This is a genomic window from Pseudomonas lactucae (assembly GCF_036688725.1).
Classification (GTDB): Bacteria; Pseudomonadota; Gammaproteobacteria; order Pseudomonadales; family Pseudomonadaceae; genus Aquipseudomonas; species Aquipseudomonas lactucae.
The window spans coordinates 81,633-96,671 of record NZ_JAQQPT010000002.1 but is presented as its reverse complement, the minus strand read 5'-3'; the positions used below and the strand labels follow the sequence as shown (position 1 = coordinate 96,671).

The window sequence follows — 15,039 nt, the reverse complement described above, 5'->3', positions numbered from 1 at the left end:
GTCGGTTCGTTCACTGGATAGTGCGGCTCAATATAGGGATTGGTGGTGCGCCCGAGAAACGATGTTATCGGTGCCAAAGGGCATCTTTTTTTAATGGGTATACGGCTCGCCACTGGCGTTGCGCTGCCAATAGCAACCGCCTGTCAGCCCCGTGCGCGGTTTTGTTGAACGTATCGTGATGATGTCCGGCCAGATAAATCAGGGACTGGGCCAATGGTCGGCTCAGTCATCAACCCGTCAGCAGGTGACTCATCATGAAGAAACTCAGCCTGGTCCTGTGCAGCATGTTGATGCTTCACGGCTGTTTCGACAGCGCCGATAACGCCACCAAGAACAATACCGACGGGAGCAAATCGTCGGTGCAGATGCAGGAGGGCAAGGCGCAGGAGAGTCAGTAACCCCGGTTGCCTATCACGCGTGTCTACGTTGTCGTACAACCAATGCGCTATGATGCGCATTCCTCCGTAAACCGAGATTTGTGTTCTTGATGGACAACCCGAACGTCCAGCCCACGGTTCGCCGCCGGCACCGCAGCCTGGCCGAAGACCTGGTCACTGAGCTTTCCCGACGCATCTGTGCCGGTGAGCTGGCCCGGGGCACAAAGATGCCCACCGAATCGCAAGTGATGGCCGAGCACGGTGTGAGCCGTACGGTGGTGCGCGAGGCCATCTCGCGTCTTCAAGCCTCGGGCCTGGTGGAAACCCGGCATGGCGTCGGTACGTTTGTGAAGGATATCCCGAGCCCCAGCGGGTTTCGGATCGACCCGGACACCATCGTGACCCTGCAGGATGTGCTGGCGGTGCTCGAATTGCGCATCAGCCTGGAAGTGGAGGCTGCCGGCCTGGCGTGCCTGGGGCGTACCGATGAGCAGTTGCGGGTGATGCGCGACTCGCTGGATGCGCTTGATTCGCGGGCGGTGAGTGCCGACTATGCGGTGTCGGCGGACTTTCAGTTTCACCAGCAGATCGCCCTGGCCACCGGCAATCGCTACTTCACCGATATCATGCTGCACCTTGGGATGAACATCCTGCCGCGCACGCGCCTGCACTCCAAACGCCTGGCCAACGACAATAAGGAGCCCTACCTGGAGCGCTTGAGTCGTGAGCATGAGGACATCTACAAAGCCATCCTGCGTCGCGATGCCGACGCCGCTCGCGCCGCGATGCGCCTGCACTTGTCCAACAGTCGCGAGCGCATGCGCCGCGCCTATGAAGCTGCCGCCGCCGAATTGTCGAACGGCCCGGCCGTGGTGAGCGCGTCGCCCTGAAACCTGCTGGTCGGCCCATCAATTGAACTGAATGCAGCAGGCTTGCCTGGCGCACGATGCGTGTGCGCCAGGCAAGTCGTGGGTTGCGTTACATGAAGTTGTACTGCACGCCCAGGCGCCAGCGTGCCTGGCGGTCTTCAGAGGTGGCGTTGACCTTCACATCGCCGATCTCCATGAACGGTGCCCATTCCTTGGTGAGCTTGTATTTGACGATCAGGTTCTGTTCGTAGTCGCTCTTCTTGTTGTCGTAGCGGATGTAGTCGGTCTTGAAATAGATGAACTGATATTCGTACGCCCATTTGCTCGCCGGCGTGTAGCCGAGCCAGCCCTCAAAACGATGCGTAGTCTGGTCATCCTTGATGTGGTCGGGCAGGTCTTCGTCGACCTGGTCGCGGTCGAGCTTCTTGGCGTCGAGGCGATAGCGCGTGGCCGCATAGAAGGCATCGTTGATCTTGTAGTTGTACTTGAGCCCGAATTTGTAAGTGGTCGAATCCTTGGAGCTGTCCATCTGGAACGCCGGGGTCAAGTTCGATTGCGGGCTGAGCTTGTAGTTGTAGCTGACGGTGAACTCGTGGCCGTTGTTGACCATGTTGTCGTAGGCCACGTCTTCGCGGTCGCCCGCCGTGCGGTATTTCATTTCTGCTTCAAAACCCAGGCCACTGTCCAGGCGATAGTTGAGCTTGATTCGATCGGCGTGGGCGCTGTCTTCCTCGGTGAACTGGTGGCGGTAGTTGATGCTGGCAGAGTCAGCGCTGACATAGAGCGGCAGGCTGAAGGTCAGGGCGGTAACAAGCGTGCGTAAGGTGGTGTTCATACGGTCTTCTTTTTTGTTTTTGTTAGGGTCGTTTGAGGGTGTTGCGGCACTGCGTTGTTGCGTATGGATCTCATCTATGCTGCCGATATACGTTATCGTACGACAAGATGACTCGTCTATGGGTTATCTGCCATTTTGAAACATCTTGAAATATATGTGCCCAGTGAATAGGGCTCCAAAGCAAATGCAGTTATTCCTTGGTTGTCTTTAAAAACGGGGCTTTTGTTGGTTTTTTCGGGAAATACGCGGGTGGTGGAGTGAGGTTATTGGGTCTTTTCAAGTGTTGTACGATGACCTATGATCGATCGCAACAGACGACATCCCCCGTCTCAAATCCAATAAGAAGGCTCAAGACGTCCATGAGAATCACAGCAGTCAACGTCCAGGTTTTTTCCTACCCGACCCGCCGCGCAGTGGACAGCGCCGGCCACGCTCACCCCGGTGACGTCACCCAGGCGCAGATGGCTTTGCTGCGCATCCAGACCGAAGACGGCCAGGAGGGTTATGCCTTTGGCGCGCCCGAGTTGATCCGCCCCTATGTGCTCGATGGTTTTGTGCGCAAAGTGCTGGTGGGACAAAACGCGTTTGACCGCGAGAAAATCTGGCACGATTTGGCGCATTGGCAGCGTGGCAGTGCCAGCCAGTTGACCGACCGCGCGCTGGCCCTGGTTGAACAGGCGCTGTGGGATTGGGCGGGGCGCAAACTGGGCGTGCCGGTGCACAAGTTGATCGGCGGGTTCCGCGACAAGGTGCCGGCCTACGGCTCGACCATGTGCGGCGATGAATTGCCCGGCGGCCTGGCCACTCCCGACGACTACGGCCGGTTCGCCGAAACCCTGGTGCAGCGCGGCTACAAGGCCATCAAATTGCACACCTGGATGCCGCCGGTGTCCTTCGCCCCGAGCCCGCGCATCGATGTCGCAGCCTGTGCGGCCGTGCGTGAAGCGGTCGGGCCGGGCATCGCACTGATGCTCGATGGCTACCACTGGTACAGCCGCACCGAAGCGCTGTACATCGGGCGCGAGCTGGAGAAGCTCGACTTTGCCTGGTTCGAAGAGCCGATGATGGAGGAGTCCGCCGAGTCCTATGCCTGGCTTGCGGGGCAACTGGATATTCCGGTGTTGGGTCCGGAAACCCTGTCCGGCAAACACCTGAGCCGCGCCAGCTGGGTCAAGCACGATGTCTGCGATATCTTGCGTGCCGGTGTGGCGGGCGTCGGCGGCATTGCACCGTGCCTGAAGGTGGCGCATCTGGCCGAGTCATTCGGCATGGATTGCGAGATCCATGGCAACGGCGCCGCCAACCTGGCGGTGGTCGGCGCTATCAAGAATTGCACCTGGTACGAGCGTGGCCTGCTGCACCCGTACCTGGACTACGACGAAGTTCCGGCCTACCTCAAGCGTCTTGTAGACCCGATGGACAACGACGGCTTTGTGCACCTGTCCGACCTGCCGGGGCTGGGTGAAGACATTGACTTCAACTACATCGAGACCAACACGCTTAACAGCTTCTGACCTTTGCACGGGTGGCTCGGCATGCGCCGGGCTGCCCAAGAGCCGTATAAATATAAAAAAGGCACTCGTGTTATGACTATTTTCCCTTCGCTGTGGGCGCGGGTATTCGTCGCCGCCCTGGCTATCACTGCGGTACCTGCAAGCTTTGCCAAGACCCCGGCCGATCAGTTGATCGTCGGCATGAGCATGATCAACCTGCTGTCCCTGGACCCGGCGGCCGCCACCGGCCTGGACGTGTCGGAGATCAATGCCAACCTCTATGACATGTTGCTGGTGCAGGACGTCGCCCAGCCTGATCGCCTGGTGCCGGCACTGGCCGAGCGCTGGCAGGTCAGCGATGACCGCAAGACCCTGACCTTCAATCTGCGCGACGGCGTGAAATTCCAGTCCGGCAACGCCCTGAGCGCCGAAGACGTGGCCTGGTCGCTGCACCGCGTACTCAAGCTCAACCTCGCCCTGGCGTCGACCTGGAAGGCCTACGGTTTCACCGCCGAAAACGTCGAACGCTATATGCGCGCCACCGATGCCTCGACCTTCGTGATCGAGATGCCGCGACCTACCGATCCGCTGCTGGTGCTCAACACCCTGGCGACCTCGCCGAGCGCGTTTATCCTCGACCGCAAAAAAGTCCTCGAACACCAGAAAAGCAACGACATGGGCGCCGCCTGGCTGGTGACGCACGCGGCCGGCAGTGGCGCGTTCGTGCTCAACGATTGGCGCGCCAACGACGTGATCCTGATGAGCCGTTTCGACGGCTACTGGGGGGGGCCGGCCAAGCTCAAGCGCATCGTCATGCGCAACATGACCGAGTCGCAGTCGTTGCGCCTGATGATCGAGCGCGGTGACCTGGACATCGCCAAAGGCATGTCCGCGCCGGACATCGAAGCCCTGCAAAAAAGCGACAAGGTGCGCACCCAGACCCTGCAGCGCGGCACCCTGTATTACGTGGCGCTGAGTGTGAAGCAGCCGATGTTCGCCGATGCGCGAGTGCGCAAGGCAGTGCGTTCGCTGATCGACTACCAGGGCATCAACCAGACGGTCATGCCGCATTACGGCGTGATCAACCAACGCCCGATGCCGTTGGGTTTGGCTGCGCGCCTGCCCGATCCCGGCTATACGCTCAACGTTGAACAGGCCAAGGCCTGGCTGGCCGAGGCCGGCTACCCGAACGGCTTCAAGACCACCATCCGCGTGTTGGCCGAGCCGCCGTTCATCAACATTGCTTCCAACCTGCAGTCGACCCTGGCCCAGGCCGGTATCCAGGCCAGCATCGTGACCGGCACCGGCAACCAGGTCTACGGCGCGATGCGTGAGCGCAGCTTCGACATCATCGTCGGGCGCGGCGGTGGCGGGGCGGAGCGTCATCCACATTCCAGCCTGCGCACCCTGGTGTACAACCCGGATAACCGCGATGAAGCCAAGCTCACCAACTTTCAGGGCTGGCGCACGTCGTTCTACAGCCCTGAGCTGAACCAGCTGATCGAACACGCGGAAGTCGAGCCCGACGCCGGCAAGCAACTGGCCCAGTACCGGGCGATCCAGGAGCAGGTCGATCAGCAAGTGGGCGCTATTTTGCCCGTCTCGCAAATGACCGACACCGTGGTGGTGTACAGCGACGTGGCCAACTACCAAGGCCACACCGCTGCGACCACGCGCTACAACGACGTCTACAAAAAGCGCTGATCGATTTATCAGGAGCTCACTATGTTTGTTATGACTGCCTCTGTCATGGGCGCTCGCGCTTCCAATACCCTGCGGCGCGCCGGTACGGTGCTGGTGACGTTGCTCGGCCTGCTGGCGCTGACCTTTATCATCGGCCGGGTCATGCCGCTGGACCCGGTGCTGGCCGTGGTCGGGCCGGACGCGGACGCGTCCACCTATGACCAGGTGTACCGTTCGATGGGTCTGGATAAACCGATCTGGACCCAGTTCGGGCTTTACCTCAACGACTTGCTCCACGGCGACTTCGGTAACGCGCTGTTGACCGGCCACCCGGTGCTGGACGACATCCTGCGCGTGTTCCCGGCGACCATCGAACTGGCCACCCTGGCGATTCTGTTCGGCGTGCTCATCGGGTTGCCGCTGGGTGTCTGCGCGGCCAGTAACCAGGGGCGCCTCGGCGATCACGTCGCGCGGGTGATCACCTTGTTCGGTTACTCCACGCCGATTTTCTGGCTGGGCATGATGGGCCTGCTGGTGTTCTACGCCTGGCTCGGTTGGGCCGGTGGAGCAGGGCGCATCGACCTGGCCTATGACGGCATGGTGCCCGAGGTCACTGGCCTGCTGCTGATCGACACCAGCCTGGCGCGCGACTGGGAAGCCTTCGCCAGCGCCTTGCGCCACATCGTGCTGCCGGCACTGATCCTGGGTCTGAACTCGGTGGCGTACATCAGCCGCATGACCCGCAGCTTCATGTTGGAGCAACTGTCCCAGGAGTACATCATCACCGCGCGGGTCAAGGGTTTGTCCCGTCGCCAAGTGGTGTGGGGGCATGCGTTTCGCAACATCCTCGTGCAGTTGCTGACGGTGGTGGCGCTGGCCTACGGCTCGCTGCTGGAAGGCGCGGTGCTGATCGAGACGGTGTTCGCCTGGCCGGGGTTCGGCCAGTACCTGACCAGCAGCCTGATGCTCGGTGACATGAATGCGGTGATGGGCTGTGTGCTGGTGATCGGCTTGATTTTCGTCGCGCTCAACCTGATCAGCGACGCCTTGTACAAGGTGTTCGACCCACGCACCCGCTGATGCGCAACGCAGTACCGATAAAACTAATAAGAAGAAGGATTTTTTCATGACATTTTCGACACTGCACCTTGGCCTGTTCGCGGCCGTTCTCACCCTCGGACCGATGACCCTGGCCCACGCCAAGACCCCGGCCGATCAACTGATCGTTGGCATGAGCATGGTCAACCTGTTCTCCATCGACCCGGCCAACGCGCCCGGCCTGGATGCGTCCGGCGTCAACGCCAACCTCTACGACACGCTGATCAAGCGCGACCAGGGCAACCCGGAAAAACACCTGCCGCAGTTGGCCGAACGCTGGGACATCAGCGAGGACGGCAAGCAGGTGACTTTCCACCTGCGCCAGGATGTGAAGTTCCATTCGGGTAACCCGCTGACCGCCGAAGACGTGGCGTGGTCGCTGTACCGCGTGATGAAACTCAACTTCGGCCTGGCCACCACCTGGAAAGCCTACGGCTACAACGTCGACAACATTCAGTCGCTGATCCGCGCCACCGACACCCACACCCTGGTGATCGACCTGCCGCAAACCATGGACCCGCTGCTGTTGGTGGACTCCCTGGCAATCTCGCCCAGCGCCGTGGTGGTGGACCGCAAGGCCGCGCTGGCCCATGAAAAAAACGGTGACCTGGGCGCCGGTTGGCTGGTGACGAACGAGGCGGGCAGTGGCCCCTTTGTGTTGAGCAAATGGAGCGCCAACGATTCGCTGCTGCTGACCCGTTTTGACGGCTACTGGGGCGGCGCGGCCAAGCTCAAGCGCGTGGTGGTGCGGCACATGACCGAGTCCCAGTCGCTGCGCCTGATGCTGGAGCGCGGCGATCTCGACCTGGCCTATGGCATGGCCGCGCCGGATATTCGCGCCATCGATGGCTCGGACAAGATCCAAGTGCAGTCACTGCCGCGCGGGACGATGTACTACGTGGCGATGAGCATGAAGCAAGCCGAGTTTGCCAAGCCCCAGGTGCGTGAAGCAGTGCGCAACCTGATCGACTACAAGGGCCTGGATGAGCAAGTGATGCCGTACTACGGCAAGCTTAATCAGCAACCGATGCAGTTGGGGTTGCAAGCGCGCTTGCCGGACCCGGGTTATCACATGGATGTGACCAAGGCGAAAAAGCTGCTTGCCGATGCGGGTTATCCCAACGGTTTCAATACCACCATTCGTACCTTGTCGGAGCCGCCGTTCATTGATATTGCCGCGCGCCTGCAAGCGACACTGGCCGAAGGCGGGATCAAGGCCAGCATCGTCACCGGCACCGGCAACCAGGTGTACGGCGCAATGCGTGCGCGCAATTTCGAAATCATCGTGGCGCGGGGTGCCGAGCGTTATCCGCACCCGTATTTCAGCCTGCGTACCTTCGCCTACAACCCCAACAACAGCGACGACGCCGGCTTGCCGAACTTCCAGGGCTGGCGCGCCTCGTTCTTCAACCCGCAACTCAACAGCCTGATCGACCAGGCCGGGGTCAGCCGCGACCCGGCGCAGCGCATCAGCCTGTACCACCAGGCGCAGAACCTCTACGACCAGCAGGTGGGGCCGATCCTGATGATCTCGCAGATGACCGACACCGTGGTCAGCGCGGCCGACGTCAAGGGTTTCAGTGGTGACGATGCCGAGGCCACCCGTTACCTGGGTGTCTACAAGCAGCGTTGAGTGCTTCCAGAATTCACACAGAGAAGATGCTTATGAATGCCAACCTGTCTTCCATAGAGTCGGCGGCGAAGCGCCCGGTGGATCGTACGCCAGGCTCCAGCTTTGACGCCTTTTGCAAGAGTAGCCTGCGGGTGTTGCGGCATTTGTTGCGCAACCCCATGACCCTGGCGGGCCTGCTGGTGGCGTTGCTGTTGGTGGTGGTCGCGGCCTTCGCGCCGTGGATCGCCACCCACGATCCGGTGGCGCAAAACCTCGCCAACGCCTTGCAGGCACCGGGCGCGGCGCATTGGTTCGGTACCGATGAATATGGCCGGGATATTTTCAGCCGCCTGGTCTACGGCTCGCGCATCACCCTGTACATCATTGGTCTGGTCACGGTGATCGTCGGGCCTATCGGGCTGTTTATCGGCACGGTGTCGGGCTATTTCGGCGGGGCGGTCGACACGGTGTTCATGCGCTTGACCGATATCTTCATCTCCTTCCCCAGCCTGGTGCTGGCGCTGGCGTTCATCGCCGCCCTGGGCCCTGGCCTGGAGCACGCGGTGGTGGCGATTGCCTTGACCTCCTGGCCGCCGATTGCGCGGCTGGCGCGGGCCGAAACCCTGTCGCTGCGCAATGCCGATTTTGTCGTCGCGGTGGAGCTGCAAGGGGCGTCGCCGGCGCGGATTATCCTGCGCCACATCGTGCCGATGTGCCTGTCGTCGGTGATCATCCGCCTGACCATGAACATGGCCGGGATCATCCTGACCGCCGCGGCCCTGGGCTTTCTCGGCCTGGGCGCCCAGGCACCGTTGCCGGAATGGGGCGCGATGATCTCCACCGGTCGACGCTACATGCTCGAATGCTGGTGGCTGGTGGCGGTGCCAGGGGCGGCGATCATGCTGGTCAGCCTGGCCTTCAACCTGTTGGGCGATGGCCTGCGGGACATCCTTGATCCGCGCAGCGAATAATCGGAGGAACACTTTTATGTCCGCCATCAAACTGAATGTCGAAGGGCTTAATGTGCGCTTCGTCAGTGGCCAGAAAGAAACCCACGCTGTGCGCGATGTGTCCTTCACCCTGGGGCGGGAGAAACTGGCGATTGTCGGTGAGTCCGGCTCGGGTAAATCCACCGTGGGGCGCAGCCTGCTCAAGCTGCATCCGCAGAGTGCGAAAATCACCGCCAAGGCCATGGCGTTTGGCGAAGTGGATTTGCTGTCGGCCAGCGAAAAGGCCATGCAGAAGATCCGTGGCCAGCGCATCTCGATGATCATGCAGGACCCCAAGTACTCATTAAACCCGGTGGTCAAGGTGGGCGATCAGATTGCCGAAGCCTACCTGGCCCACCACAAGGCCAGCCGCAGCGATGCGCGCGAGCGTGTGTTGCGGATGCTTGAGCAGGTGCACATCCGCGACCCGCAGCGGGTCTACAACCTGTACCCCCATGAAGTGTCCGGCGGCATGGGTCAGCGCATCATGATCGCGATGATGGTAATCACCCGTCCCGAAGTGATCATCGCCGACGAACCCACCTCGGCGCTGGATGTCTCGGTGCGCCAGCAAGTGCTCAACGTGCTGGAAGAGCTGGTGGACCAGCAGCAGATGGGGCTGATTTTTGTCAGCCACGACCTCAACCTGGTGCGCAACTACTGCGACCGCGTGCTGGTGATGTATGCCGGGCGCGTCGTCGAATCCCTGGCCGCCTGCGACCTGCAGTACGCCGAGCATCCCTATACCCGTGGCCTGCTCGCCGCACTGCCGAGCATGGACAACCGCCGCGTGCACCTTCCGGTGCTCAAGCGCGACCCGCTCTGGCTGACTCAATAAGGAACCTGACCATGCCCATGATCCAAGCACACGCCTTGAACCTGAGCTTCGGCACAGGCGCCGCCATCAACCAGGTGCTGCACGATGTGAGCCTGAGTGTCGCCGACGGTGAATCGTTCGGCCTGGTGGGGGAGTCCGGCTCGGGCAAGACCACTGTATTGCGCTGCCTGGCGGGGCAGTACCGCCACTGGAGCGGCGCCCTGAGCATTGCCGGCGCGCCGTTGCAGCACAAGATTCCCAAGGCGCATTTTCGCAAGGTGCAAATGGTCTTCCAGGACCCCTACGGCTCCCTGCATCCCAGGCACACCATCGACACCGCACTGCGTGAACCGCTGATTATCCACGGGGTAGGGGACAAGGATGACCGCATCAACGAGATCCTGCTCAAGGTCGGTCTGAACGACAGCTTTCGTTTCCGCTACCCGCACCAGTTGTCCGGCGGGCAGCGCCAGCGCGTGGCGATTGCGCGGGCGCTGATCCTGGAGCCGCGTGTGCTGCTGCTGGATGAACCGACTTCGGCGCTGGACGTGTCGGTGCAGGCCGAGATCCTTAACCTGCTGGCGGACCTGCGCCAACGCGAGAAACTCACCTACCTGCTGGTCACCCATGACCTGGGGGTGGTCACCCACTTATGCGACCGGGTGGCGGTGATGCAGCACGGCAGGATCGTCGAGTTGCTCGACTGCCAGGCGCTGAGCCAGGACCAGGCCGCTCACGACTACACGCGCATGCTGGTGCAGGCCAGTCGGGACTTCAGCCAGGCGTCGGAACGTCGTCGTGTCGGCTGAAAATGCGTAGTCATCGTACGACTGTGATTTGGTCGTACGAATTTTATTTCGTATTTTTCTATATTTTGCTGGGTAAAGTGCCGCTATTTCGATCAGGGGTATTTAGCGGGTAGCTTTAATAGATCTGTAGTTGTACGATGACGTACCTCTTTAGGTATTCCATACATTTTTGATGTGAGGTTTGCGAACCATGACGCCACAAGAACTAAAAACAGTCCTGTCTTCCGGCTTGCTCTCGTTCCCCGTGACCGATTTTGACGCCGCCGGCGACTTCCGTGCCGACACCTACGCCCGTCGTCTTGAGTGGCTGGCACCCTACGGCGCCAGCGCACTGTTCGCGGCCGGCGGCACCGGGGAGTTCTTCTCTCTGGAGGCCAAGGAATACACGCAGATCATCAAAACTGCCGTGGACACCTGCAAAGGTCAGGTGCCGATCCTCGCCGGTGCCGGTGGCCCCACGCGCCAAGCCATCGCTTACGCCCAGGAAGCAGAGCGCCTGGGTGCCGCCGGTATTCTGTTGATGCCGCATTACCTCACCGAAGCCAGCCAGAAGGGCCTGGTGGCGCATGTGGAGCAAGTGTGCAATTCGGTGGATTTCGGTGTGGTGGTGTACAACCGCAACCTGTGTCGCCTCAACGCCGACAGCCTGGAACAGTTGGCCGAGCGTTGCCCGAACCTCATCGGTTTCAAGGACGGCATTGGTGAAGTCGAATCGATGGTCAGCATCCGTCGCCGCCTCGGCGACCGCCTGACCTACCTGGGTGGCCTGCCGACCGCCGAAGTGTATGCCGCCGCCTATAAAGCCCTCGGCGTGCCGGTGTATTCCTCGGCAGTGTTCAACTTCATCCCGAAAACCGCGATGGATTTCTACCACGCCGTGGCCGCTGACGACCACGCCACGGTGGGCCGCTTGATCGATGATTTCTTCCTGCCCTACCTGGCCATTCGTAACCGTTGTGAAGGCTACGGCGTGAGCATTGTCAAGGCCGGTGCGCGCCTGGTGGGGCATGACGCCGGCCCTGTGCGCGCGCCACTGACCGATCTGCTGCCGGACGAGGTGGAACAACTGGCGGTACTGATCAAGGCCCTCGGCGCCCAGTAAGGCGCTCACCAGGATCACCTGTGGGAGCTGTCGACATGTCATCGGCTGACGCGCCAACGCTCGACAGCTCCCACCTGCCACCTGCCTCGGTGTGATGACCGGCAAAACAAGGAGAACAACATGCCGCTTCAACCCTCGAAAAAATCCTCGGTGCGTTGCGCGCTGACCCTCGCGGCCCTGGGTTGCAGCCCGCTGTCATGGGCGCTGCAAGCCCCGTCCAAGCTGCAAGTGCCCACGCTGGCCTATGACGATCAGCAGATCATCCTGGTCTGGGAAAAACCCACCGGGCACGCCGATATCCAGGACTACCGGGTCTACGCCAACGGCAGGCTGCTGGGCTCCAGCAATGCCAACAATGACCAGGTGTCGCCGGCCAAGCCCTATATCGACCAGTTCTACCGGCAAGACACTGCCCACTTCCACCATCGCATCGGCATTCACAGCTACACCGCACAAGGCCTGAAACCCGACACGGCTTACCGCTTCACCGTGCGTTCGGTGGACGGCAAGGGCAACGAGTCCGCCGACAGTGCCCCTGTGATGCAGCGCACCACGAAAGTCGCGGCGGTGTTTGACGTGAAACGCTACGACGCCAAAGGCGATGGTATCCATCTCGACACCCTGGCGATTCAAACAGCCATCGATGCCTGCACTCCAGGCTGCAAGGTCTTGCTGCCCAAAGGCACCTACAAGAGCGGCGCGCTCTACCTCAAGAGCAACATGACCCTGGAGGTGGCCGAAGGCGCGACGCTGCTGGGCTCCGAACGTGCCGAAGACTACCCGCTGGCGGGGTACATCCAGTACCCGTATTCCACGACGGTGCGCCCGGCCTCGCTGATCAACGCCTTGCCCCGCGATCCGCGCCAGCACCAGGCGTTCGAAAACATCCGCATCGTCGGCAAGGGCACGATCGACGGCAATGGCTGGAAGCGCAACGCCGATGTCGTCGATGAGCGTGGCCAGGCCCTGCCGTTCTACGTGCCCAGCGACAATACACGCTATGCCCAGGACGGCGTCCTGGCCAAGGCACAGGTGGAGCAGGCCGTGGCGCGGGGCATGAACGTCAAGGACGCCTACGGGCAGATGCGTTCCTCGCTGATCACCCTGCGCAACGTCAAGAACGTGTTCTACGGCGGCTTCACGGTGCTGAACCCGGCGTTCCACGGGATCATGAACCTGGAGACCGAAAACGTGGTGCTGGCCAACACCACCCACAAGACCTACGACGCCAACAACGGCGACGGTATCGAGTTCGCCAACAGCAAAGGCGCCATGGTCTTCAATAACTTCTTCGACACCGGCGATGACTGCGTCAATTTCGCCGCCGGCACCGGCGCGAACGCCGTGCATCAGCCGCCCCAGCAAGATGCGTGGATTTTTAACAACTACTTCCGCAAAGGCCACGGCATGGTGGTGGCCGGCAGTCATACCGGCGCGTGGATCCAGAACATCCTGGCCGAAGACAATGTGTCCGACGGCACCGACGCCGGGTTACGCATGAAGAGCACCAACTTCATGGGCGGCGGCGCGCGCAACGTCATCTTCCGCGATTCGGCGATTCGCAACACGGTCAAGCAGGCGTTCATCTTTACCCTGGACTACAACGACCCGAACGCCAAACTCGATTACCAGCGTTCCACGATTGCCGGGCAGTTCAAGGATATTCGGGTGAGCGACGTCAGCGTCGAGAACGCCCAGGGCCGGGCGATCGAGGTCAAGGGTGACAGCCAGCACAACGCTTACCACGAAGGGCTGGTGTTCCAGCGCGTGCGTTTGCGCGGCGCGGCCGGGGCGCGGATCGACGGCTTGAAAGACTCGCGTTTTGAGGCGGTGGTGTTCAGCGAACACGGCACCGCCAACCCGTGGCAGGTGACGGGCAGCTCGGGGTTGAGTTTCAAGGATGTGCAGCCGCCACCGTAGTTAGGCCAGACGCGGTACATGTGGTGAGGGAGCAAGCTCCCTCGCCACAGTTACTGTTCGCTTAATGATGCAGGCGCCTGTCCTGGCCATTCAGCGCATCTGCAAAATAATCGGACTGCTGCTCGCCGGGTCGGTGTGCCCGCGCAGCTTCTCGACCGCTTTTACCTCCACTGCGCCACCCCCATTGCCCCACGTACTGCGCACATACGTCAGCACCTCGGCAATCTCCTGGTCGGACAATTGCTCGCGAAAGGCCGGCATGCGGTACGCGTCCGGCACGCCTGCGGCCACGATGCGTTGCGAGCCGTTGAGCGTGATGTTGATGGCCGAGGCGGTTTCCTTGGCGAGTGCCGAGGTCGCGCCGGCCAGCGGTGGCATCCAGTCGGGCTGACCTTTGCCATCAGCGCCGTGGCACGAGGCGCAGCGCGTGGCGTAGGTGTGGGCGCCTGGGGTGGCGGCGCTGTGGGTCGCGACGGCCTGGTAAGTCCATGGCGTGCCGTCGCGTTGTGGGTCACCTGGCAGTGACTTGAGGTAGCGGGCGATGGCGGCCAGGTCGTTGTCTGCCATGAACTGCGTGGAGTTGTTGAACGCCTCGGTCATCGAGCCGTAGACCACGGCGTGCCGGTTGCGCCCGGTCTTGAGGAATTGCACGATCTCCGGCTCGCTCCAGCGGCCCAGCCCGGTGTTCGAGTCCTGGCGCAGGCTCGGTGCATACCAGCCATCGAGCAGGGCGCCGGCGAGGAAGGGCTTGCCGGATTCGTCCAGCGCCTTCTCGTTAAAGGCCAACCCACGCGGCGTGTGGCAACTGCCGCAGTGGCCTGGGCCCTGGACGATATAGGCGCCGCGATTCCACAGCGCGTCCTGCTCAGGCTTGGCCGCATAGGTGGCGGTCGGCGCGAACAGACCGTTCCACAGGGCGATGGGCCAACGCATGTTCAGCGGCCAGGGAATATCGCTGGGGATGTTCGGTTGGTTGGCCGGCTGCACGCCTTTCATGAAAAACGCATACATCGCGCGGATATCGTCGTCACTGAGCTTGGCGTAGGACGGGTAGGGCATGGCCGGATACAGTCGGCGGCCGCCCGGTGCCACGCCGTGGCGTACGGCACGGTCGAAGTCGGCCAGGCTGTAGGCGCCGATGCCGCTGTCGCGGTCCGGCGTGACGTTGGTGGCATGAATCGTCCCCAGCGGCGTGGCCATCTCCAGGCCGCCCGCAAACGGCGCTTTACCGGGCAGGCTGTGGCAGGCCACGCAGTCACTGAGACGCGCGACGTATTCGCCGCGACTGACCAGGGCCGGGTCGACACTGGCGGCCTGTTGCTGTTCGAACGGTGTTGCGGGTTGACGGGTGACGTACCAGGCCAGCAGGCCGGCGGCGACCACGCAGGGCAGCGCGAGCCAGCCTACGGTTCTTGCGAATCGACGGGTGTTCATG

The 15,039-nt window shown here is 61.8% G+C and carries 13 protein-coding genes; 11 read left to right on the top strand and 2 right to left on the bottom strand.

Going from position 1 to position 15,039, the window contains the following annotated elements; genetic code table 11:
- Nucleotides 1-254 precede the first annotated feature (254 nt).
- Both V6M90_RS02200 and V6M90_RS02195 read left to right on the top strand, forming a co-directional pair.
- Entirely contained in the window at nt 255-398 is a 144-nt protein-coding gene (locus tag V6M90_RS02200) for a hypothetical protein (RefSeq protein ID WP_003173259.1), read from the top strand.
- An 89-nt stretch (nt 399-487) separates the two neighbouring features.
- A complete protein-coding gene (locus V6M90_RS02195) occupies nt 488-1,267 on the top strand; it encodes a FadR/GntR family transcriptional regulator (protein WP_003173261.1) in 780 nt (259 codons plus the stop codon).
- Between the two features lie 88 nt (nt 1,268-1,355).
- Here the strand turns inward: V6M90_RS02195 and V6M90_RS02190 are convergent, their stop codons facing one another.
- Nucleotides 1,356-2,081: an oligogalacturonate-specific porin KdgM family protein gene (locus V6M90_RS02190; protein ID WP_332846006.1), complete on the bottom strand. Its 726-nt coding sequence runs from the start codon at nt 2,079-2,081 to the stop codon at nt 1,356-1,358.
- Between the two features lie 359 nt (nt 2,082-2,440).
- Here V6M90_RS02190 and V6M90_RS02185 point away from each other — a divergent pair, with 359 nt between their 5' ends.
- The 9 genes from V6M90_RS02185 (at nt 2,441) to V6M90_RS02145 (ending at nt 13,604) form a co-directional block, all read left to right on the top strand.
- On the top strand, nt 2,441-3,595 hold the full coding sequence (locus V6M90_RS02185; protein WP_042944500.1) for a mandelate racemase family protein: 1,155 nt from the start codon (nt 2,441-2,443) through the stop codon (nt 3,593-3,595).
- 72 nt (nt 3,596-3,667) lie between these two features.
- Entirely contained in the window at nt 3,668-5,278 is a 1,611-nt protein-coding gene (locus V6M90_RS02180; protein WP_141064181.1) for an ABC transporter substrate-binding protein, read from the top strand.
- A 21-nt stretch (nt 5,279-5,299) separates the two neighbouring features.
- Nucleotides 5,300-6,337 (top strand): ABC transporter permease, encoded by a 1,038-nt coding sequence (locus V6M90_RS02175; RefSeq protein ID WP_003173265.1) that lies wholly within the window; start codon nt 5,300-5,302, stop codon nt 6,335-6,337.
- Nucleotides 6,338-6,383: 46 nt separating this feature from the next.
- A complete protein-coding gene (locus V6M90_RS02170; RefSeq protein WP_141064182.1) occupies nt 6,384-7,988 on the top strand; it encodes an ABC transporter substrate-binding protein in 1,605 nt (534 codons plus the stop codon).
- 32 nt (nt 7,989-8,020) lie between these two features.
- Nucleotides 8,021-8,938, top strand: coding sequence for an ABC transporter permease (locus V6M90_RS02165; RefSeq protein WP_003173267.1), 918 nt, complete (start codon nt 8,021-8,023; stop codon nt 8,936-8,938).
- A gap of 16 nt (nt 8,939-8,954) precedes the next feature.
- On the top strand, nt 8,955-9,794 hold the full coding sequence (locus V6M90_RS02160; protein WP_305429219.1) for an ABC transporter ATP-binding protein: 840 nt from the start codon (nt 8,955-8,957) through the stop codon (nt 9,792-9,794).
- A gap of 11 nt (nt 9,795-9,805) precedes the next feature.
- Entirely contained in the window at nt 9,806-10,582 is a 777-nt protein-coding gene (locus tag V6M90_RS02155; protein ID WP_003173269.1) for an ABC transporter ATP-binding protein, read from the top strand.
- A 190-nt stretch (nt 10,583-10,772) separates the two neighbouring features.
- Nucleotides 10,773-11,684 (top strand): 5-dehydro-4-deoxyglucarate dehydratase, encoded by a 912-nt coding sequence (gene kdgD / locus V6M90_RS02150; RefSeq protein WP_003173270.1) that lies wholly within the window; start codon nt 10,773-10,775, stop codon nt 11,682-11,684.
- A 120-nt stretch (nt 11,685-11,804) separates the two neighbouring features.
- Nucleotides 11,805-13,604 (top strand): glycoside hydrolase family 28 protein, encoded by a 1,800-nt coding sequence (locus V6M90_RS02145; RefSeq protein ID WP_332846005.1) that lies wholly within the window; start codon nt 11,805-11,807, stop codon nt 13,602-13,604.
- 90 nt (nt 13,605-13,694) lie between these two features.
- On the opposite strand, the gene V6M90_RS02140 is transcribed toward V6M90_RS02145, so the two are convergent.
- Entirely contained in the window at nt 13,695-15,038 is a 1,344-nt protein-coding gene (locus V6M90_RS02140) for a c-type cytochrome (RefSeq protein ID WP_003173272.1), read from the bottom strand.
- Between the last annotated feature and the right edge of the window lies 1 nt (nt 15,039).

Bases quoted from the DNA above. Each gene is read 5' to 3' on its own strand.
- V6M90_RS02180 (WP_141064181.1), top strand. From the start codon at position 3,668: ATGACTATTTTCCCTTCGCTGTGGGCGCGGGTATTCGTCGCCGCCCTG.
- V6M90_RS02175 (WP_003173265.1), top strand. From the start codon at position 5,300: ATGTTTGTTATGACTGCCTCTGTCATGGGCGCTCGCGCTTCCAATACC.
- V6M90_RS02185 (WP_042944500.1), top strand. From the start codon at position 2,441: ATGAGAATCACAGCAGTCAACGTCCAGGTTTTTTCCTACCCGACCCGC.
- V6M90_RS02155 (WP_003173269.1), top strand. From the start codon at position 9,806: ATGCCCATGATCCAAGCACACGCCTTGAACCTGAGCTTCGGCACAGGC.
- V6M90_RS02200 (WP_003173259.1), top strand. From the start codon at position 255: ATGAAGAAACTCAGCCTGGTCCTGTGCAGCATGTTGATGCTTCACGGC.
- V6M90_RS02145 (WP_332846005.1), top strand. From the start codon at position 11,805: ATGCCGCTTCAACCCTCGAAAAAATCCTCGGTGCGTTGCGCGCTGACC.
- V6M90_RS02160 (WP_305429219.1), top strand. From the start codon at position 8,955: ATGTCCGCCATCAAACTGAATGTCGAAGGGCTTAATGTGCGCTTCGTC.
- kdgD (WP_003173270.1), top strand. From the start codon at position 10,773: ATGACGCCACAAGAACTAAAAACAGTCCTGTCTTCCGGCTTGCTCTCG.
- V6M90_RS02195 (WP_003173261.1), top strand. From the start codon at position 488: ATGGACAACCCGAACGTCCAGCCCACGGTTCGCCGCCGGCACCGCAGC.
- V6M90_RS02140 (WP_003173272.1), bottom strand. From the start codon at position 15,038: ATGAACACCCGTCGATTCGCAAGAACCGTAGGCTGGCTCGCGCTGCCC.
- V6M90_RS02190 (WP_332846006.1), bottom strand. From the start codon at position 2,081: ATGAACACCACCTTACGCACGCTTGTTACCGCCCTGACCTTCAGCCTG.
- V6M90_RS02165 (WP_003173267.1), top strand. From the start codon at position 8,021: ATGAATGCCAACCTGTCTTCCATAGAGTCGGCGGCGAAGCGCCCGGTG.
- V6M90_RS02170 (WP_141064182.1), top strand. From the start codon at position 6,384: ATGACATTTTCGACACTGCACCTTGGCCTGTTCGCGGCCGTTCTCACC.